The sequence below is a fragment of the Rummeliibacillus sp. SL167 genome, from assembly GCF_007896505.1.
In the GTDB taxonomy this organism is placed as follows: Bacteria; Bacillota; Bacilli; order Bacillales_A; family Planococcaceae; genus Rummeliibacillus; species Rummeliibacillus suwonensis.
The window spans coordinates 24,260-48,881 of record NZ_VCBM01000001.1 but is presented as its reverse complement, the minus strand read 5'-3'; the positions used below and the strand labels follow the sequence as shown (position 1 = coordinate 48,881).

Below are 24,622 nucleotides of genomic sequence, written 5' to 3'. Positions count from 1 at the left end.
ATGTTAATCAGATGCAAGAAGAACAAAATGAACGTATTATTCGATTACTTGAGCAACAATTGGCTCAGTCAAATCGACAGATAGAAGTATTAACTGAACAAGTTCGTCAACTAACAAAAGCTTTATATGGCTCTAAATCAGAAAAATCAAAATATCAAGCACCAGACGGTCAAGTTTCTTTATTTGAAGACGATCCGTCTTTTAGCGAACCTGAGCAGACAGAAGAACAAAGCACAGAAACCGTTAGCTATACAGTTGTCCGTAAAAAAACGAATAAAAAGCGAAATGATTCGTTTCGTGATGGGATTGAAGTAGAAGAAATTCATCATTATCCCTCTAATATGCAATGTGACTGTTGCCTTGGTGAAATGACAGAAGTTGGTTCAACTGTCGCACGTGAAGAAGCCAAATTTATTCCAGCTACAATGAAACGTGTACAGCACATTGAACATGCGTATGAGTGTAAAGCCTGTAAAAAGAATATCACTCAAAAAGCTCAAATCAAACGTGGCAAAGCACCCCAGGCTGTCATTCAACGTAGTGTTGCCGGACCAACCGTTTTAGCAAAGCTTATCTACGATAAGTTTATCCAGTACTTGCCTCTTTACCGCCAGGTAAAGGAATGGGAAAGATATGGCCTACTTACGAACGATAAAAACCTATCGAATTGGGTGATTCGTGTAGCTGAAGATTGGCTTCAACCTGTTTATGACCTGATGAAGCAATTATTAACTGCGAAATCTGTGTTACATGTGGACGAGACGTATGCGCAAATCATCAAACGTTCAGATGGAAAATCTGGTCAATCGAATGCTTATAACTGGGTGTGTAGGAGCGTGCCAAGCCAAGGACCTATTATTATCCTTTTTAAAAGCGCTTTATCAAGAAGTCGGGCTGTATTAGCTGACTTTATTACTGGCTTTAAAGGAACTATCATTTGTGATGGCTATTCGGCTTACGGTCATTTGCCTGATATCCAGTTCGCTCACTGCTGGGCGCATGTTCGACGTTATTGGCTGAAAGCCGATAGCAAAAATGGGCAAATGGGCGTCAATTACTGTGATCGATTATTTCATATCGAGCGTAAAATAAAACATCTTTCACCAGAAGAACGGCAACAAGTGAGGCAACAAGAATCGAAGCCCATTGTGTATGAATTTTTGGCTTGGATTGATCACTCACCTTTCTTTGGTAAAAATGCGCTGGGCTGGCGAAGGCAGCTGAATATACATTAAGCCGAGCAGCTGGGTTAAAGGCTTTTCTTGATGATGGCCATTTAGAAATCGATAATAATCCGGCTGAAAATGCGATTCGTCCGAATGTGATTGGTCGTAAAAACTGGCTTTTCTCTGTAAGTGAAGCAGGCGCCAAAGCGAATGCCATTTGTTTAAGTTTGGCTGAAACAGCAAAAGCAAACGGCATCGATTTTTATCAATATCTGGTGAAGCTGATGACAGATCTGCCGACTTTACCAATTCACCAGCAGCCAGAGCTTTTACAAAACTACATGCCTTGGTCGAAAAATATCCAAGCCACATGTGCAAAATAGCCAACTATCCGAAAAAAATCCAGGATAGTTGGCCATTCGTCGTGCGTACCGCAAAGGTGCGCTTATTTTTTTATATTTCGGGCTTACAATTGTATTATTTACATTCCTCATAGTTAATGAATAACCAATAGTTTCCCAACCGTTCACGGTTTGTTTAATATTATTTACATTCCTCATAGTTAATGAATAACTCAAACTCATGGCATTGGAAAACAAATCTATTACGAATTTACATTCCTCATAGTTAATGAATAACGTAATCCATATTCAGCGATTGTATCTAATTGCTCCGGATTTACATTCCTCATAGTTAATGAATAACCTTTTTCCATTGCTTATCCCTTCACAGTTATTGCTTATTTACATTCCTCATAGTTAATGAATAACCGAACTGCGCTTTATAGCGTAATGCAGTAGCACCGGATTTACATTCCTCATAGTTAATGAATAACGAAACAGCACGTGTCATCATGTTAGTACGTGATCGATATTTACATTCCTCATAGTTAATGAATAACGATTGTCTTGGCGTACTCCGCTCGATTAATTACTTATATTTACATTCCTCATAGTTAATGAATAACCATATGACAACGGCATGATCGCAGATGATGCGGATATTTACATTCCTCATAGTTAATGAATAACAGTACCTTCTGCAGAGCCTCTAAACAATACACCATGATTTACATTCCTCATAGTTAATGAATAACTTTTCTGCATTACTCATTATCAACGCTGAAGTAAATTTACATTCCTCATAGTTAATGAATAACATCCCAGTGTTTGGTACTGCTCTGGGTGGTATTGCATTTACATTCCTCATAGTTAATGAATAACGCTACAGCTAACCGTGATATTGCCTATGCCTTAAATATTTACATTCCTCATAGTTAATGAATAACTGTCAAAGCATTGACAGTACTGATTTTTGGAGTTGAATTTACATTCCTCATAGTTAATGAATAACAATGTAAATCAACGCAATTAATGCATCGCGGAAGGCTATTTACATTCCTCATAGTTAATGAATAACCCTAAGCGTTCTTTCAGATAAAGTTCATCAATAAGATTTACATTCCTCATAGTTAATGAATAACATTGATATTTCCATCGCTAAATTCTTCTTTCAGCCCATTTACATTCCTCATAGTTAATGAATAACATACGTATCGCGATCGATATTCTGCATTTTTCTCGAATTTACATTCCTCATAGTTAATGAATAACGTGATAGATTTAACAGCATTGTTTTTAAAGATGTTCATTTACATTCCTCATAGTTAATGAATAACAGCTACACAAATTACAAAATTAGTAACATGTACCACTATTTACATTCCTCATAGTTAATGAATAACCAATGCCCGCCATCCAATCCAAAACATCCCCAAGACTATTTACATTCCTCATAGTTAATGAATAACTAGATAAAATCGTTAAGACGACATAAATGTCACCAAATTTACATTCCTCATAGTTAATGAATAACTTTTTTAGCTATCGTGATTAGAAAAGTTGAAGAAAATTTACATTCCTCATAGTTAATGAATAACTTTTATTATTTTTATCTCGCGCGCTTAGTCCAGTATGTATTTACATTCCTCATAGTTAATGAATAACAAACCGTCCTTGTCGATTTTTTGCCAAATATAAGCATTTACATTCCTCATAGTTAATGAATAACAATGATCCCAAGACTGTCGTATTCCCATCCAGTATGAATTTACATTCCTCATAGTTAATGAATAACGCCAGACACCACAGGGACAGCGTTCAGAACTTCAAGAAATTTACATTCCTCATAGTTAATGAATAACAGAAAAAAGTTATGTTGAAGCTATCGGAATAAACTTATTTACATTCCTCATAGTTAATGAATAACCGCCGATCGGCGGAGTAGGGGAGAGGTTTTAATATAATTTACATTCCTCATAGTTAATGAATAACTTTACATGATAAGTTATGGATATTTTCTTTACCTTCGCTATTTACATTCCTCATAGTTAATGAATAACGATAGTTTAGCTAATTGGCTTCTTTCTCTGTTGGCTATTTACATTCCTCATAGTTAATGAATAACTTATTTTAGAAAGCTATACGGATAGCTTTTCAGACTATTTACATTCCTCATAGTTAATGAATAACCCTCCTTCATCCATCGAATACCAGCCGCGCCATAACATTTACATTCCTCATAGTTAATGAATAACTGAATACCTTTCCACGCTAGTACACCCAATTTATAATTTACATTCCTCATAGTTAATGAATAACTTACTAACATCAAAAGACGTTTTCGGTGATAATAGCGTATTTACATTCCTCATAGTTAATGAATAACAACATTTGCAGTGGCATACATACATGCGAATTCATCATTTACATTCCTCATAGTTAATGAATAACTTACAGAAGATCGTTATGTTCATCTTACTAAAAAAAATTTACATTCCTCATAGTTAATGAATAACGTAGTCATGCCATTTCCGTATTGAGCCCATTCTGCATTTACATTCCTCATAGTTAATGAATAACGAAGAACTGGAAGTGTTATTAACTGAAATTGTAGAAATTTACATTCCTCATAGTTAATGAATAACTTTTTTAGCTATCGTGATTAGAAAAGTTGAAGAAAATTTACATTCCTCATAGTTAATGAATAACCTTCCTATGATATACTATGCATATCAAAACGAATTAATTTACATTCCTCATAGTTAATGAATAACGCTAGTATCACGCTCGGACAAATCATTTTAGAGTCGTATTTACATTCCTCATAGTTAATGAATAACGGAGTTGGTACGATGCCAGCGTATAAAAATAACGGAACAATTTACATTCCTCATAGTTAATGAATAACAAAACGACTATCGAACGTCGCACAAAAGTTTGTCCATTTACATTCCTCATAGTTAATGAATAACCCTAGACCGCCTGTACGACTTCTGAAACCCCTTTTATATTTACATTCCTCATAGTTAATGAATAACTATATTTTCCTAGATGCGGAAGTATATGAATGCGTAATTTACATTCCTCATAGTTAATGAATAACCCAATGAGAAACCAACATCAACGTAGCAAGTTCATATGATTTACATTCCTCATAGTTAATGAATAACATTCTGCATAATCATGAATTTCATTGATGCGCAACAGATTTACATTCCTCATAGTTAATGAATAACGGTTATAAGATGACAAGAAAAAGACGTCCGAATATTAATTTACATTCCTCATAGTTAATGAATAACCATTGCATCTTATACTCATCTGTTGAATCTGTATCAATTTACATTCCTCATAGTTAATGAATAACACTAATCCCATTACTTTTAGCAACTTGATAATCTGATTTACATTCCTCATAGTTAATGAATAACCATTACATTATGCACTGCAAATTGCACGATTTTATCAATTTACATTCCTCATAGTTAATGAATAACGCTTCATCCGCCGTTAATCCTCGGCCACCGGCGATTCATTTACATTCCTCATAGTTAATGAATAACCAAGAATTTAATCATGAAGAAGGCTTTTATACAGCGATTTACATTCCTCATAGTTAATGAATAACATGATTCCGTTGTCCTGTATTCAATTCCTAGAAGCCTCATTTACATTCCTCATAGTTAATGAATAACTGTGGGGACATGTCCGAAACAAATACTTTTTTAACTATTTACATTCCTCATAGTTAATGAATAACAAAATAAAAGTATAAGTTAATCGAATTCGATTGAAATTTACATTCCTCATAGTTAATGAATAACGATCGCTAATCTTGTTTTTCCGGATCCTTTTGTTCATTTACATTCCTCATAGTTAATGAATAACTGTTGTTGAAATGGAGGGAAAGCCGCGTTTAATCAATTTACATTCCTCATAGTTAATGAATAACTTTTATTCTAAAATTGAATTATAATATTTAAAGTTAAAAATTTACATTCCTCATAGTTAATGAATAACGAAAGATAAGAAGAAATTGAAAAAACAATTGTATTTGCATTTACATTCCTCATAGTTAATGAATAACAATGAGAAATTTAAAAGTGACAGCGCATCTATTAGAATTTACATTCCTCATAGTTAATGAATAACAGCTACTGAATGAATATAAATTAACGCTAAAAAACACAATTTACATTCCTCATAGTTAATGAATAACAGATTTAACTGCTCAAACTACTCTTGTTACTTCAAAATTTACATTCCTCATAGTTAATGAATAACTTATATTGCTAAAGCAATTAGCATTGTGGAAGCACTATTTACATTCCTCATAGTTAATGAATAACTATCGCGGAGGTGGCTACTAATCAATCTTTAACATTAATTTACATTCCTCATAGTTAATGAATAACGTTCATAACATCCATCTCTTTTGTAAGCTATGTAGAACAATTTACATTCCTCATAGTTAATGAATAACATAGCATTGTTTCTCAAATCTATTTCAGCAATTATATCATTTACATTCCTCATAGTTAATGAATAACGAAGTAACACAATGAACTATAAAAAACCCACATTAGTCATGTGGGCTTTTGCTCTAATATCTAGATATAATCTTGGCTAGTCTTTTTGTATGAATCCTAATCGTTCTTTAATTGCAAATTGAAGTAGTTGAGAAAAATTAATATTTTCTTTTTCTGCGACATCATTTAACCATTTTGGGATTGTTAATGTTTTCTTGATCGCTTTGTTTTGAAGTTCATCTCGAACATAATCAGTCCAAACTTCTATATAAGCAATAAAACCACCAGAAGGAACAGAAATATCATTTAAATTAGATGGTGAAGGAATAGATTCGTTATCCTCTTCCATTCCATAGAGATAACCTTCTAAAGCATCTTTTGCCATACGAAATGATTCTTCAATATCTGATCCTTCAGTGATGCATCCTGGTAAGTCTGGGAACGTTACTGTATAGCCTTTGCTTCCATCGTTTCCAGAATCAAATACTGCTGGGAAATAGTATCTTGTCAATTTATATAAACCTCCTTTGCAGGCGGACTATTTAAGTCCTGCCTGCTTAAGTATTGAATTTTGTGTACCGATTTTTAAATCTTTTCTTGGGTGGGGGACAGTTACTTTCCCTTCCTTAGTTGGATGTTTGAAGTGATGATGACTTCCAACAACACTATGTAAGTACCACCCGTTTTTTTCTAGTATTTTGATTATTTCTTTTGATGATATCTTTTTCATCTCCTTTCTTTATATTCTTATTATAACACGTATAAAATACACGTGCAATATGTTTATGTGAAAAATTAAGACATTTTTATTTTGTCTGAGAAGGTGATTGATGTGGTAAGCCTGGAAAGATTGATGGAGTGATAAGTAATGTATAAGAAAAAAGCAAATCCTTTTTACTTATCGAAAGCATGGAAAGTAAAGCGACAAGAGATACTAGAACGTGATCACTATGAGTGTCAATGGTGTGCTAAAGAGGGAAGAGTCACGACAGATAAAGAAGCAATATTAGAAGTGGATCACATTAAAGAATTAGATGATTATCCAGAATTAGCACTAGAAGATGATAATCTAAGAACGCTTTGTAAAGATTGTCATAACAAGCGACATAATCGCTTTGGGTTTAAGAAAAAAGCAAACAAGTGGGCATATGATGAACGTTGGTAGATACCCCCGGGTCAAAAGTTTTTGCATTTTCTCCAAATCTGGAAACCGGTGGGAAGGGTCAACTGTCGAACTTTTTTAGTATTTTCTCGTATAAGGGGGTGGTCAATTTGAACCAAACGAAAGTAAAAAAAGAATTGTTATCTCGAATTAATCCAAATGATAATGTTCAACTTGAAAAAGTGGAGCGTTATATGAATTTATTGAAACTGTATTACAAGTTAGATAAATCTATTCGTGATCTAGGAGTAGTGATAACAACTCAAAATGGTGCGCAAGTTTTTTCTAAAATAAATCCGGCCATCTCAGAGAAAAATAAAATTAACAGTTCTCTAATTGCTCTTAGTAAAGATCTCGGTTTAGAAAATAATAAGATTATCAACAATGATGTTAGCGACAGCAAAAGTGATTTATTATGACGCTGCACCAAAAATATGTTGATGAATATATTCAGCAGTATCGAGAATTTACATTCCTCATAGTTAATGAATAACAAATTGCCCAGCGCCGTGGGTAAGTAAATCAAGTGAAATTTACATTCCTCATAGTTAATGAATAACGGAGCATAAGTGATGTTTAATAAGCGCAGTCCACCCATAATTTACATTCCTCATAGTTAATGAATAACTAGACAACTATATGACGATAAACGAAGCTGCACATCGTATTTACATTCCTCATAGTTAATGAATAACATGTTAGCGCCTTTTATGCCGTTCAGTTTTGTACTATTTACATTCCTCATAGTTAATGAATAACAGGTACCTACATGATGGAATCCTCGTTGCTCCAAAAACATTTACATTCCTCATAGTTAATGAATAACGCTCAACGATGACATCTTCCACAATATCAGCTACAGTATTTACATTCCTCATAGTTAATGAATAACTAGAAGCACAAGCAGTTGTTGCACAAGCCAAAAAAGAATTTACATTCCTCATAGTTAATGAATAACCTGATATTGGATTAGACGTAGATTCACCATCATTAGTATTTACATTCCTCATAGTTAATGAATAACATATTTCATATGCAGCATTCAATATTGATTCACCAAAATTTACATTCCTCATAGTTAATGAATAACAATAATCCTGCTATAACTTCTAAACGATATACGATATTTACATTCCTCATAGTTAATGAATAACATTGGTACATTTATTAAAAAAAAGGAAGCGCAGCTTGATTTACATTCCTCATAGTTAATGAATAACGAACAAGCAAAAGAAGCTGGCATGATTGAATATAAATTTACATTCCTCATAGTTAATGAATAACTCGGAACAACAAAGAATATTTATCCATTGTTTTTATTAATTTACATTCCTCATAGTTAATGAATAACTTGCTTGACGCACCTTTTCTGTTCGTAAACACCCACATTTACATTCCTCATAGTTAATGAATAACATCTAAAACTGACGCACATAAGTTAATTGCAGAGAAAATTTACATTCCTCATAGTTAATGAATAACTTTGATTTCTTGGCATAATGCAAATTTCTCTGACTTATTTACATTCCTCATAGTTAATGAATAACGATAATAATAAAATGTTTCGTATGATCTGCTGTTTCATTTACATTCCTCATAGTTAATGAATAACATTGGTACATTTATTAAAAAAAAGGAAGCGCAGCTTGATTTACATTCCTCATAGTTAATGAATAACGAACAAGCAAAAGAAGCTGGCATGATTGAATATAAATTTACATTCCTCATAGTTAATGAATAACTCGGAACAACAAAGAATATTTATCCATTGTTTTTATTAATTTACATTCCTCATAGTTAATGAATAACTTGCTTGACGCACCTTTTCTGTTCGTAAACACCCACATTTACATTCCTCATAGTTAATGAATAACATCTAAAACTGACGCACATAAGTTAATTGCAGAGAAAATTTACATTCCTCATAGTTAATGAATAACTTTGATTTCTTGGCATAATGCAAATTTCTCTGACTTATTTACATTCCTCATAGTTAATGAATAACAAGATGTGCAAGATATGTTTGAAAAATTTGCTACACCATTTACATTCCTCATAGTTAATGAATAACCTCTATGCGAAAAATGGTCAAAACGAGATCTATGGAATTTACATTCCTCATAGTTAATGAATAACTAAATTAGAAATGGAGACTAACTCTTTAGGAGCGTCATTTACATTCCTCATAGTTAATGAATAACAAGCCAGTACAGATTCGCCAATACTTTCTAAATCATATTTACATTCCTCATAGTTAATGAATAACCTATCTAGTCAAGATAGCAGTGTTGAAAGTAAACAATTTACATTCCTCATAGTTAATGAATAACATATGAACACGAACATCTTTATTACTTTCATACTGAATTTACATTCCTCATAGTTAATGAATAACGTTCACCCATTTTGGTCTATCCTCCTTAGATTTTTTATTTACATTCCTCATAGTTAATGAATAACACCGACCGGGAAAATTAATTTTCCTTTTCGTTTAACATTTACATTCCTCATAGTTAATGAATAACTCGACTTCTGCTTCTAAAAATTTACCCCCATCAACCAGATTTACATTCCTCATAGTTAATGAATAACGTTAGACCGAGATTCAATAAATGACTCAAAATCGTCATTTACATTCCTCATAGTTAATGAATAACTGTTAGACCGAGATTCAATAAATGACTCAAAATCGTCATTTACATTCCTCATAGTTAATGAATAACTGTTAGACCGAGATTCAATAAATGACTCAAAATCGTCATTTACATTCCTCATAGTTAATGAATAACAAAATCCTGACTGTGTAGAACTGCCCGGTAAATTCACATTTACATTCCTCATAGTTAATGAATAACGTCATTGGCTATGAAAGTTTTTCAGACAAATTATCATTTACATTCCTCATAGTTAATGAATAACAAATGAACGAAGAGCATTATGACGTGCTTATGAAAATTTACATTCCTCATAGTTAATGAATAACGTTTATCTTGTACGAGTGATGGGAGTGATTTTAAAATTTACATTCCTCATAGTTAATGAATAACCTATAGAAATAAAGAACACAAGATTAAAAAGATACAATTTACATTCCTCATAGTTAATGAATAACCGCAATGTTGATGTCGATGTTGACGGCATTTTATTAACATTTACATTCCTCATAGTTAATGAATAACGAAAAATCAGTAGCATATTGTACAGCTTCTTGCGTCAATTTACATTCCTCATAGTTAATGAATAACGCGCCAACTTCGTTTTCATTATCGAATTTGAATCCAAATTTACATTCCTCATAGTTAATGAATAACGATCTTCTCTTTCTTCACTCCACATGTATAAACCAAAATTTACATTCCTCATAGTTAATGAATAACCTTCAGCATTCTTAAAACTATTTAAATACTTTGTGTTATTTACATTCCTCATAGTTAATGAATAACTGCTAACAACAGGCAGTGCTTCCATAGATACCGTTAATTTACATTCCTCATAGTTAATGAATAACTATTTACGTCAAATTCATTTATTATATCCAAATATCCATTTACATTCCTCATAGTTAATGAATAACGTATTGATGATAATGGGGATGGATTAGCTATACAAGATTTACATTCCTCATAGTTAATGAATAACTCTAACCGCCCAACAAGCCGATACGTTGCGTGCAACATTTACATTCCTCATAGTTAATGAATAACTGCATTGGAGAGTAGCTTTTAAATTAATGATTACAGCATTTACATTCCTCATAGTTAATGAATAACCACAATCACTGTGGAAGGCATAAAAATAACGCTAGTATTTACATTCCTCATAGTTAATGAATAACCTAGTTCATCGGAGAGTAAAGAGATCAACTTATATAAATATTTACATTCCTCATAGTTAATGAATAACACTTTTGGAATCGGGGGCCACTATCAAATTCGTATATTTACATTCCTCATAGTTAATGAATAACATTTGTCATGCATTAAGCTTTAGGGTGAAATAAAGAGATTTACATTCCTCATAGTTAATGAATAACAAATGTATAATCGACACCATTAGCCTTAACTACACAATTTACATTCCTCATAGTTAATGAATAACGAGCATCCTTCTGGGTGCTTTTTATTATGCTTAAAATGATTTACATTCCTCATAGTTAATGAATAACACACGTCGACGTGGGGCTGTTAGACAGAAATAATTGATTTACATTCCTCATAGTTAATGAATAACTTATATGAGTATTGTTCGTTCATACGTTCTATTTACATTTACATTCCTCATAGTTAATGAATAACTAATTATCTATTTTTTTCAAATCACTTTTATAACGAATTTACATTCCTCATAGTTAATGAATAACTGGGCGCAGTAAGCAATTATGCTCCGCTAGCTGATACATTTACATTCCTCATAGTTAATGAATAACAATGTACTCCAAATCCGATTCTGTAAAAGGTTTACCGATTTACATTCCTCATAGTTAATGAATAACGGATGCTTTTGCAACTTGTTCAGTGCAACCATTGATGTATTTACATTCCTCATAGTTAATGAATAACCTTTTTCAGTCCACAAATACAAAGTCGAAGTATATTTAATTTACATTCCTCATAGTTAATGAATAACCTGATTTGCCCTATTTGTTGAGTTGGGTTTGCTTGATTTACATTCCTCATAGTTAATGAATAACTTAGTAATTTTATTAACTTTTAATTTTCCAAAATAATTTACATTCCTCATAGTTAATGAATAACAGCAATTGAAGCCGCAAAACAAACAGGTAAAACGAAAATTTACATTCCTCATAGTTAATGAATAACTCTCAGATGTTCGGCGTTCCAATTGATCGAATCAAAAAATTTACATTCCTCATAGTTAATGAATAACGATCGATGGAGCTCCAACAATCGTTATCGATTTAGTACATTTACATTCCTCATAGTTAATGAATAACGATATTGGCGTTGTTAATCAGATCATTAATCCAATTGAATTTACATTCCTCATAGTTAATGAATAACGATGTATTCACCACTTAATACAACACCTTCTGATGTTTGATTTACATTCCTCATAGTTAATGAATAACTCGCTTTTGACTCATATGAAATTTCTTTTTCATCAATTTACATTCCTCATAGTTAATGAATAACAGTAATGGCACACCTTCGATAGGTTCTAATGCTTCATTTACATTCCTCATAGTTAATGAATAACTCCATAGAAGCCATCATGTTGCCACTGTCAACGAGATTTACATTCCTCATAGTTAATGAATAACCGAGCTAAAGAAAAAAGCAAATAAAACTAAAAAGTGATTTACATTCCTCATAGTTAATGAATAACTTTTCTGTTTTGCCAATCGCAAAAGATAGATTTCTTATGATTTACATTCCTCATAGTTAATGAATAACGAAACGCTCGATTTGTCCCCACATATCGATACCGCTATTTACATTCCTCATAGTTAATGAATAACGAGTTTTTGAAACGAGTTAGAATATTTTAAAAAGAGAATTTACATTCCTCATAGTTAATGAATAACTCTAGTTTCATCCCGCATCTGTCATGGGGAAGTTTTATATTTACATTCCTCATAGTTAATGAATAACGTGCTGGTGAAAAATTAGTCTATGGAGTGCCTTTAATTTACATTCCTCATAGTTAATGAATAACAACTTCAGCAAGAAGTGAATAAGGCTATGGAGAGTGATTTACATTCCTCATAGTTAATGAATAACATTCATTGCATCAATTGTAACAGTAGTTTCATTGACCATTTACATTCCTCATAGTTAATGAATAACTAAAGCTGATAAAGAAGTTATTGTAACCGTAGATAAATTTACATTCCTCATAGTTAATGAATAACACCAAAGCATTTCAGAATCTATCTCAAGTTATTTAACATTTACATTCCTCATAGTTAATGAATAACTAAAAGTGTTACGTGCCGCGTCACCAGCATATCGTTTATTTACATTCCTCATAGTTAATGAATAACTACAAGCATGATGATAATCCCAATCATAATATTGCGATTTACATTCCTCATAGTTAATGAATAACAATACAAGTCCAACCGCGTCGCGATCGTTTAATGTGAGATTTACATTCCTCATAGTTAATGAATAACGACAACCCAGATTTATACAATCAATTAAAAGCCCAAGCATTTACATTCCTCATAGTTAATGAATAACGGCTTGAAGCTGAGCAAGCTAAGCAAAATGATATTATATTTACATTCCTCATAGTTAATGAATAACGAATGATCAGTTCGAACAAGCCTTGTATGCTCATGACCATTTACATTCCTCATAGTTAATGAATAACGATGTATCCTCATGAGATTGTATTCAACGATATATTTCCATTTACATTCCTCATAGTTAATGAATAACCATTTAAGCAAGTTGATGAGATTTTAAAGAAATTTTATAATTTACATTCCTCATAGTTAATGAATAACTGCCTTACAGCTATATGAAAAAATAAAACTTAAATATTTACATTCCTCATAGTTAATGAATAACTACTACGTACTAAAGATGCTTCTGTGTCATCATAAGCATTTACATTCCTCATAGTTAATGAATAACACTTAATGGCTTCGAGTTTTCAATTGCTTGTGCGATATTTACATTCCTCATAGTTAATGAATAACAAAATAGCCATGAACATGCTCTATTAAGCTATTTCAATTTACATTCCTCATAGTTAATGAATAACACTGCCGTGTCTTTGCCTGTAGCCCGATTTCAAGGATTTACATTCCTCATAGTTAATGAATAACTCGCAGAGCCTGTTCCAAATGCAATTTGGTATAACATTTACATTCCTCATAGTTAATGAATAACATTACGAAGTTAAATTATTAAAAATAAAGTTTCGAAAATTTACATTCCTCATAGTTAATGAATAACTTGGAAATCACCGTTTCAATTGTTTCTCGAAAAAACATTTACATTCCTCATAGTTAATGAATAACAATTTTTATCACATCCTTTCTATTCCCATAATCAAAATTTACATTCCTCATAGTTAATGAATAACGACTGTGTCAGCGCCGAAGTCTGTTGCAACATCAGCATTTACATTCCTCATAGTTAATGAATAACATTGAAATCCACTACATCCAGTTCATACGCATAACGATTTACATTCCTCATAGTTAATGAATAACAAACTTTTAGTAGTCCCCTTTTTAACTGCTGCTTTAATATTTACATTCCTCATAGTTAATGAATAACGCATTGGCTGTAGTCGATTTTCAGAAACCGATTCTGCAATTTACATTCCTCATAGTTAATGAATAACAGAGAAAGTGCAGACTTTTTGAACACTGTAAAAAAAATTTACATTCCTCATAGTTAATGAATAACAGCGTCCAAGATTTGAATACTCGTATTGATAACATAAATTTACATTCCTCATAGTTAATGAATAACCTTATGATGTTTCATTAAAATCTGTAAAAGATTTAAATTTACATTCCTCATAGTTAATGAATAACGTTCGAGTGGAGCGGTTACTTCTGTGAATGGATATAGATTTACATTCCTCATAGTTAATGAATAACATCAACGCTTTATGTACGTTTAACATGTCCGTTTTCAATTTACATTCCTCATAGTTAATGAATAACTAAAGCTACAAAAAGTCCAGCAATTGCGGCAAAAACATTTACATTCCTCATAGTTAATGAATAACGAATCAAGATTCTCCACTAAACTATTAAAATCTTTTTATTTACATTCCTCATAGTTAATGAATAACTCGGTGTTTCTATTTGCGACGTTTTCCTTTACGAGATTTACATTCCTCATAGTTAATGAATAACATAAGCTAGTAAGTAAAAATGAAAAGATAAAGAAATAATTTACATTCCTCATAGTTAATGAATAACGATTCGATTTTAGAGGATTTCAATGATGTTGATTATTAATTTACATTCCTCATAGTTAATGAATAACTTACGAAGTTAAATTATTAAAAATAAAGTTTCAAAAATTTACATTCCTCATAGTTAATGAATAACGCTAGAAATAGGCGTAATAGCCATTTAAATCTCATAATTTACATTCCTCATAGTTAATGAATAACCCACACTGACGATGTGACTGATTTAACTGCATTCCATAATTTACATTCCTCATAGTTAATGAATAACGAAACATCTGTCTTTGATAATAAATCCGACATGCTCTTATTTACATTCCTCATAGTTAATGAATAACACAAGTTAAGTGCTCTCGATTGAGTTTTTAAATAAAAATTTACATTCCTCATAGTTAATGAATAACGATTGCCATCTTGTGTCATTTGGTTTAATACTTCTTCATTTACATTCCTCATAGTTAATGAATAACAAAATTTCAATAATTCATCGTTTTCATTATCACCTTTATTTACATTCCTCATAGTTAATGAATAACTTCAAACGTCTGGAATGGTATTAAATCAGTAGTTTCATTTACATTCCTCATAGTTAATGAATAACGCAGAGGCTAAGAAAAAGTATCGTAAAGAATACATTATTTACATTCCTCATAGTTAATGAATAACAGCGTCTCCTAATCCCTGAAGAACTGCAAGCATGTTATTTACATTCCTCATAGTTAATGAATAACTTTGATGTCGATTACATTCGTCTCATAACTGATCTGATTTACATTCCTCATAGTTAATGAATAACGCCAAATGTGACCCTAACGACGTTTTCAACGAACATATATTTACATTCCTCATAGTTAATGAATAACGCTTTTTCTTCGTTTCCGTTGCTTTTGTTTCTGCTCCATTTACATTCCTCATAGTTAATGAATAACAGATATTCTAACACTCGATTTAGACAACATACCTGCATTTACATTCCTCATAGTTAATGAATAACATTAATTCCATAACGTGCAGATTGAGCATATAAAGCATTTACATTCCTCATAGTTAATGAATAACGACCACTCTCCACAAAATTTACATCTAAAGAATCATCATTTACATTCCTCATAGTTAATGAATAACAAAGCTACAAAAAGTCCAGCAATTGCGGCAAAAACATTTACATTCCTCATAGTTAATGAATAACATTTCTTTTTTGCATATTTAATAAATTCAATCGTTTATTTACATTCCTCATAGTTAATGAATAACCACACCTAAAATAGTATAACCTTCCATTATAACATACATTTACATTCCTCATAGTTAATGAATAACATCCTTGCTAGCGACGTCACGTATGCGGCTATGTGATTTACATTCCTCATAGTTAATGAATAACTAAAACAATTTTTAATGTATCTGAAATACAACAACCGATTTACATTCCTCATAGTTAATGAATAACTAAAACAATTTTTAATGTATCTGAAATACAACAACCGATTTACATTCCTCATAGTTAATGAATAACTTTGACCGAGATTCGATAAACGACTCAAGATCTGCATTTACATTCCTCATAGTTAATGAATAACGCTGCATCCCCATAATACATTTTTGGTTTTCCGTAATTTACATTCCTCATAGTTAATGAATAACGTTTGACCGAGATTCGATAAACGACTCAAGATCTGCATTTACATTCCTCATAGTTAATGAATAACGTTTGACCGAGATTCGATAAACGACTCAAGATCTGCATTTACATTCCTCATAGTTAATGAATAACTGTTTTGTTTCATCTTCTAACTCAAAGTCTAAGCCATATTTACATTCCTCATAGTTAATGAATAACCTGCGAAATCACTAGCATAATGCCAACGTTCATCTCCATTTACATTCCTCATAGTTAATGAATAACATGACAGGATTCATGTTCTTAAATTGACGCTTGATAAATTTACATTCCTCATAGTTAATGAATAACTCGTTTCGCTAGATCAATTGATTTTTCCATTTCTATATTTACATTCCTCATAGTTAATGAATAACGATTTTTACTCTCGACACCGAAACCCGCGGACTGTTATTTACATTCCTCATAGTTAATGAATAACGACCAGGGATCAATTTATTAGAATCGTGAAATGTAATATTTACATTCCTCATAGTTAATGAATAACGGAGAAGGTGAAACGTGACGGTTGTCAATCTAAATTTGATTTACATTCCTCATAGTTAATGAATAACCCTTCCTGGCGGTTTTTAGGGTCATATCCGTTTTCTATTTACATTCCTCATAGTTAATGAATAACTGTTTTTGTTTTTTGGAGTTCGGAGCCTTGCGTAGCAATTTACATTCCTCATAGTTAATGAATAACATATTCAACCGCATTTATTCGACTACAATCCTTTATTATTTACATTCCTCATAGTTAATGAATAACTCGATTTTTGTCAGTTAATAACTGAAAATCTTTACTATTTACATTCCTCATAGTTAATGAATAACGATAAGAAGAAACCCGTTCAAACCCTTGCTACGCAATTTACATTCCTCATAGTTAATGAATAACGATAAATTGCTAGGGAAAGATAACAAATTCTCGCTAGAATTTACATTCCTCATAGTTAATGAATAACGGAAAGACCCAGATAACGTCACAGTCGCAGATTCAAAATTTACATTCCTCATAGTTAATGAATAACTGAAATGCGACTTCATTACTCGTCTTTTCAAAAAAACATTTACATTCCTCATAGTTAATGAATAACATTTCATTGCTATCGCCCCATATCCCTAGATTTCTTTTATTTACATTCCTCATAGTTAATGAATAACTCCATGCACCCAATTTACTTTTATGGACTTCAATATCATTTACATTCCTCATAGTTAATGAATAACGTTAATTGCCACAATGTCGTCTAAAATACATTTTAAATTTACATTCCTCATAGTTAATGAATAACTCTGTCCGTTCGGCACAAGGCTCTACTGTTTTAATGACATTTACATTCCTCATAGTTAATGAATAACGGTATTACAATGGAAAAACAATCGCTAGTAACATTATTTACATTCCTCATAGTTAATGAATAACGTATTACTTATACTACATTATTAATTGTATCATGTTAATTTACATTCCTCATAGTTAATGAATAACAATGTGTTGCCGCGCATGTCACAACAATTAATAAGATATTTACATTCCTCATAGTTAATGAATAACATGTGCATAGGTTGTAAGTCCTGCATATCCTGTTATAATTTACATTCCTCATAGTTAATGAATAACATGTGCATAGGTTGTAAGTCCTGCATATCCTGTTATAATTTACATTCCTCATAGTTAATGAATAACAAATACTATCCATGTCAAACCCCTTATCTGCAAAAAATTTACATTCCTCATAGTTAATGAATAACATATTTTAGAAAAATTTTTCAATAATTTATTTAAGAAATTTACATTCCTCATAGTTAATGAATAACCCCAAGCTATTGTGCTTTATAAAGAATCTAAAAAAGATTTACATTCCTCATAGTTAATGAATAACAAGTAGTTTTATAAATTCTTTATGATTGATTAATACATTTACATTCCTCATAGTTAATGAATAACTCTCAAGCTGTTCTCTAGTGCAATTTGTAGTGATAAATTTACATTCCTCATAGTTAATGAATAACGAAGGCGACTCAGAGAATATAAAACAGTTGAAGCGAAATTTACATTCCTCATAGTTAATGAATAACTTGAAATTTTTCAATTGTTCCTCCTTCTTTCGCAAAAATTTACATTCCTCATAGTTAATGAATAACCGCATCATCTTCGGTATACATTGCACCGAGGTTTTCATTTACATTCCTCATAGTTAATGAATAACGGACGAGGAGAATGGTCCAGAAATATTTAAACGGACATTTACATTCCTCATAGTTAATGAATAACCTTTATTGAAAATCGAGAAAAACTTGATATTGCGATATTTACATTCCTCATAGTTAATGAATAACTAATAACCGCCAACATGCCCTTTTAGCTTTGAAATAATTTACATTCCTCATAGTTAATGAATAACTTGTAATCCTCAACTGTTTTGTTTTGCAGAATTATATTTACATTCCTCATAGTTAATGAATAACAAGATCTATTGCTTTGATGGTGCTAATGCTGATGCAATTTACATTCCTCATAGTTAATGAATAACATAACTTCATAAAATAAAAAATCACCCCTCCACCGATTTACATTCCTCATAGTTAATGAATAACAAAAAATGGAGTGATTGAAATGTTAGAAATTAAAGAATTTACATTCCTCATAGTTAATGAATAACGAGTTATTAAGTATTATTTAATCGCTCCATTTTGTATTTACATTCCTCATAGTTAATGAATAACCTGACATGATTAATAAGATGATACGAGATTACAGAATTTACATTCCTCATAGTTAATGAATAACAACTATCTCTCTTAAAAACTTCCATTCTAATTTTCATTTACATTCCTCATAGTTAATGAATAACGGGTTCTTTGTCAAAGACATCATAACGTTAAAACTGCTGATTTACATTCCTCATAGTTAATGAATAACCATAAGCGTTACCTATATTCGTTGTTGTACCTGTACCATTTACATTCCTCATAGTTAATGAATAACACCCAGCCAAAAAGAGAACCTATAATAAAATGTTGCCAATTTACATTCCTCATAGTTAATGAATAACATTCCATTCCATGCGCCTTTTACAAGCCCTTTTGCAGCATTTACATTCCTCATAGTTAATGAATAACACAATAAACGCGCTTGCTTCATACTATTTGCCAACAAATTTACATTCCTCATAGTTAATGAATAACGTATACATGGATGACGACGATTGTTTGATATATAGAGATTTACATTCCTCATAGTTAATGAATAACGCAAATCATAAAAAGTTCTTTGGTAATGGTGCAGGATTTACATTCCTCATAGTTAATGAATAACGTGGGGGTGATGTATTGAGGGATATTGCGATGATAAAATTTACATTCCTCATAGTTAATGAATAACTCTGCGCGTTTCCAAATTCCCGCTACAACCGTTTCATTTACATTCCTCATAGTTAATGAATAACCATTACCTCTTACTAAATATTCACGAACGGTGTTACATTTACATTCCTCATAGTTAATGAATAACGATAATTATGCAGGAGGTGTACCAACTGATAACGAAATTTACATTCCTCATAGTTAATGAATAACGTTATTTTTTGATATAGAAAAGAGAAGCCTAAACATTATTTACATTCCTCATAGTTAATGAATAACGATCCGTGTTCTGCTAAAGATCCTATTAATTTTCCAAATTTACATTCCTCATAGTTAATGAATAACGCGCGCTTAGTCCAGTATGTAGGGGACATGGTTACATATTTACATTCCTCATAGTTAATGAATAACAAACTAACATATAGATTTTATAGTAAACTAACATATATTTACATTCCTCATAGTTAATGAATAACTTATCCCCTTTCATGATTGCTAATGCTCGTTTAATATTTACATTCCTCATAGTTAATGAATAACGCATGTTTTTAGACATACTCATGCAGTATTACTTTATTTACATTCCTCATAGTTAATGAATAACTCAGATTTAAAAGTAATTGATCCAAACGGACAAAAATTTACATTCCTCATAGTTAATGAATAACGTTCGGTGATTGTCATAGTTACAACCATGTCGCTTATTTACATTCCTCATAGTTAATGAATAACGTTTTTTAGCCTTTGTCTCAGAATCTTTTTGTTTCTATTTACATTCCTCATAGTTAATGAATAACGTACGTGCTTCAACACCATCAGAGAATGTCGCATCTGCATTTACATTCCTCATAGTTAATGAATAACATTAGTCGAATGTTAGACCAATTGCGTCGATTGAAATATTTACATTCCTCATAGTTAATGAATAACTTTCATAGCTAATTGATGTATTTCATCGAATTTCATATTTACATTCCTCATAGTTAATGAATAACTTGTATTTCCAACCAGTCGAACATAATCCCCTTTCTATTTACATTCCTCATAGTTAATGAATAACGTGTACCTGCTGATCATCCTGCCTATCAAGATAAGAATTTACATTCCTCATAGTTAATGAATAACAATATAGGGAATCACTCATCGTAATGCCAACTGGTTCATTTACATTCCTCATAGTTAATGAATAACCAGCGTAGAAGTGCAAGAGCAAGTTGCTTATGACGATTTACATTCCTCATAGTTAATGAATAACCTTTATCAACTTTGATTAGATAAAAGTGTTTAGAGAAATTTACATTCCTCATAGTTAATGAATAACATACTTTCTATTCATCAAATAGAGTTATTGATTCAAAATTTACATTCCTCATAGTTAATGAATAACGCATCTCCTTGAATCTGGAGCAAGTTTAAAATATGTTTATTTACATTCCTCATAGTTAATGAATAACTACTGTGCAAATTATAACTATTTGGGTATTTCAAAATATTTACATTCCTCATAGTTAATGAATAACATCTTCTTCCTCTAGTTCCTCCATGCGTATAGGTAGATTTACATTCCTCATAGTTAATGAATAACTGAGTGCCCTCTCTTCAAAAATAATAGCCCACCGATATTTACATTCCTCATAGTTAATGAATAACTTAACAAAATCGATACAGATGAGCATGTTTTTATATGATTTACATTCCTCATAGTTAATGAATAACTATAAAGTACGTTTTTAATTTCTTTAAATGAATTTGAATTTACATTCCTCATAGTTAATGAATAACCGTGACGCCTGCTTCTACGCACTTTTGAGCTAAAAAAATTTACATTCCTCATAGTTAATGAATAACATTTCCCTCCACTTGCATAAACAGCTTTCGTTGTCATATTTACATTCCTCATAGTTAATGAATAACACTAACATCTAAAGATGTTTTTAATAATGATACAGTATTTACATTCCTCATAGTTAATGAATAACGCAAACTCGCGAAGAAATATAAAATTAGCAATTATCATTTACATTCCTCATAGTTAATGAATAACGTGCAGCGTCGCTTACATAGCGTTTTGGCTTCCCAAAATTTACATTCCTCATAGTTAATGAATAACTTAATTGAAATTTTTTCTTACTACCAGCAGACGAATTTACATTCCTCATAGTTAATGAATAACTTTTGCTAAACAGGTGCAGTCACAAGGGGCATAATAATTTACATTCCTCATAGTTAATGAATAACCAGTTGCCGCAAGACAGAAAACGTTTAGTTGACTCTACATTTACATTCCTCATAGTTAATGAATAACGAAGATGAGCAGAACTAAATTAAATACTATTTTAAAATTTACATTCCTCATAGTTAATGAATAACGAATCCTACTATAAAAGGTTTTGATAATGTATTGGAATTTACATTCCTCATAGTTAATGAATAACACAATGGCTCCATAGTGGTCATATCCCCAGTCGACGCCATTTACATTCCTCATAGTTAATGAATAACGTAATTTATAAAATTTATTATGATAATTACTCTGAAATTTACATTCCTCATAGTTAATGAATAACGATGATGAGCGCTCTTTGTACTCTGCAATGCTTCATATTTACATTCCTCATAGTTAATGAATAACAATTACTAAGCGCAAGGTTAGAGTCATCAAAATAACATTTACATTCCTCATAGTTAATGAATAACTGGCTGGACAATACGGGATGGAGAGTGATCCATTTATTTACATTCCTCATAGTTAATGAATAACATTTCACCGTTACTAAATTTGAACGAGGACGATTTGCATTTACATTCCTCATAGTTAATGAATAACCATAAATCTTGCCTTCTTGAGCCAACGTTTTCACGTATTTACATTCCTCATAGTTAATGAATAACATGAAGAATAAATTTAATTGTTGATGAATAGAAATGATTTACATTCCTCATAGTTAATGAATAACAATGATCTCTCTCCTTCTGCCAAATCTATGGTTGTAATTTACATTCCTCATAGTTAATGAATAACCGGACCTACTCGAATATAAACGCGTTACGAAACTTTCATTTACATTCCTCATAGTTAATGAATAACCATTAGCTCGACGCCAGTCCTTATCTTCTATAGAAAATTTACATTCCTCATAGTTAATGAATAACGGCTTTTGCGCTACAGTCGAATTCCTCGATTAATACATTTACATTCCTCATAGTTAATGAATAACATGCCTGCGCTTGACGCTACCTTCGTAAATTCGTTGATTTACATTCCTCATAGTTAATGAATAACTGAATACTTAGCTTCATCTCTTTCAATCGCATGGAATTTACATTCCTCATAGTTAATGAATAACCAGCACCAGCTAAAGTATTGAAAGTCGATTTAAAGAATTTACATTCCTCATAGTTAATGAATAACTCAGCATCATGGAAGTAGACCACTTTTTACTACCAATTTACATTCCTCATAGTTAATGAATAACGTAGTATCTGAACCAAGTTGAATCGCTTGCTTTCGCAATTTACATTCCTCATAGTTAATGAATAACTTTAGTTATTTATAAAAAGACAGAAACATTGTTAAAATTTACATTCCTCATAGTTAATGAATAACCGTTACGGGAATATCCGAAATTCGAGCCCGTTAACATGATTTACATTCCTCATAGTTAATGAATAACGGGCAGTGGATAGAGAAATAATAAGCTATTAGCATAATGATTTACATTCCTCATAGTTAATGAATAACTCTTTAGAAAGCTTTGTCATATCAACGTCGTCCATATTTACATTCCTCATAGTTAATGAATAACCCTACTTTTATCCTACACAAATCTCCTTATTTTTCAAGGGTTTGGGGCACTTTTAGTTAAAACCAATATTCAAAAATTGCAGTGACCCTCTAATGTATTTTTGAAAAAATCCTTAAAACCTATAGAAATCTTGATATGGCGGTCTTTATGCTAGATATCCTAATTTTGTACCTCACTGCAAGCTATAAAAACATGCTCTCATAATCTTTTTCAATCCCATAGACAACTTTTTTAATATTTTTAGGATTTGGAATTTTATACACATAAATAGAATCAATGTTTGGGTTTGCCTTCTTTGCAATCTCAGCTAAACACTGTTTTAATTTTCCTTCTGTTATTTCTCCCTCAAATAAGGAATTCTGCGTCCATGAAAGGTATTTTTTCAGAATCTTGTGTATTTTTGATACACGTTTTACATCCACATCATATGCAACCAATACATACATTTTTCATCCCCAACCTCCATATTTCTCTATTAATCCTTTAGTATCCTATCTCTTCAGGCGTGTTGATTATCCAATATAATCCATAAAAATAGGGAGATTCATTGATTACAGCGAAGGCTTGCACGACTCATGCGGGCGAATGCTGAGCCTCCTCGCTACGCTGCGGGGTCTCATCTATTCGCTTTTCCCACGGGACGTTGAATTTTCTTCCTCGAATCACACCGCACGAAGGAAATGC

The 24,622-nt window shown here is 31.6% G+C and carries 5 protein-coding genes, 1 pseudogene and 2 CRISPR repeat arrays; of the genes and pseudogenes, 3 read left to right on the top strand and 3 right to left on the bottom strand.

Annotated features, from left to right (window positions below):
- The first annotated feature begins 11 nt into the window (after positions 1-11).
- Positions 12-1,549, top strand: a pseudogene (tnpC, locus tag FEZ13_RS00130) (IS66 family transposase).
- 96 nt (positions 1,550-1,645) lie between these two features.
- Positions 1,646-6,057: direct repeats of the CRISPR family, unit length 29 nt; unit sequence ATTTACATTCCTCATAGTTAATGAATAAC.
- Positions 6,058-6,133: 76 nt separating this feature from the next.
- On the opposite strand, the gene FEZ13_RS00125 reads toward tnpC, so the two are convergent.
- Together FEZ13_RS00125 and FEZ13_RS00120 are read right to left on the bottom strand one after the other, a co-directional pair.
- On the bottom strand, positions 6,134-6,547 hold the full coding sequence (locus FEZ13_RS00125) for a type II toxin-antitoxin system HicB family antitoxin (protein WP_146550983.1): 414 nt from the start codon (positions 6,545-6,547) through the stop codon (positions 6,134-6,136).
- 27 nt (positions 6,548-6,574) lie between these two features.
- Positions 6,575-6,766: a type II toxin-antitoxin system HicA family toxin gene (locus tag FEZ13_RS00120; RefSeq protein ID WP_186725704.1), complete on the bottom strand. Its 192-nt coding sequence runs from the start codon at positions 6,764-6,766 to the stop codon at positions 6,575-6,577.
- Between the two features lie 138 nt (positions 6,767-6,904).
- Between FEZ13_RS00120 and FEZ13_RS00115 the strand changes: the two genes are divergently transcribed.
- Positions 6,905-7,201: an HNH endonuclease gene (locus FEZ13_RS00115; RefSeq protein WP_146550982.1), complete on the top strand. Its 297-nt coding sequence runs from the start codon at positions 6,905-6,907 to the stop codon at positions 7,199-7,201.
- Positions 7,202-7,308: 107 nt separating this feature from the next.
- Positions 7,309-7,617 (top strand): P27 family phage terminase small subunit, encoded by a 309-nt coding sequence (locus FEZ13_RS00110; protein ID WP_146550981.1) that lies wholly within the window; start codon positions 7,309-7,311, stop codon positions 7,615-7,617.
- Positions 7,618-7,663: 46 nt separating this feature from the next.
- Positions 7,664-23,938: direct repeats of the CRISPR family, unit length 29 nt; unit sequence ATTTACATTCCTCATAGTTAATGAATAAC.
- A 182-nt stretch (positions 23,939-24,120) separates the two neighbouring features.
- On the opposite strand, the gene cas2 is transcribed toward FEZ13_RS00110, so the two are convergent.
- Entirely contained in the window at positions 24,121-24,384 is a 264-nt protein-coding gene (cas2, locus tag FEZ13_RS00105; protein ID WP_146547927.1) for a CRISPR-associated endonuclease Cas2, read from the bottom strand.
- Positions 24,385-24,622: the final 238 nt, after the last annotated feature.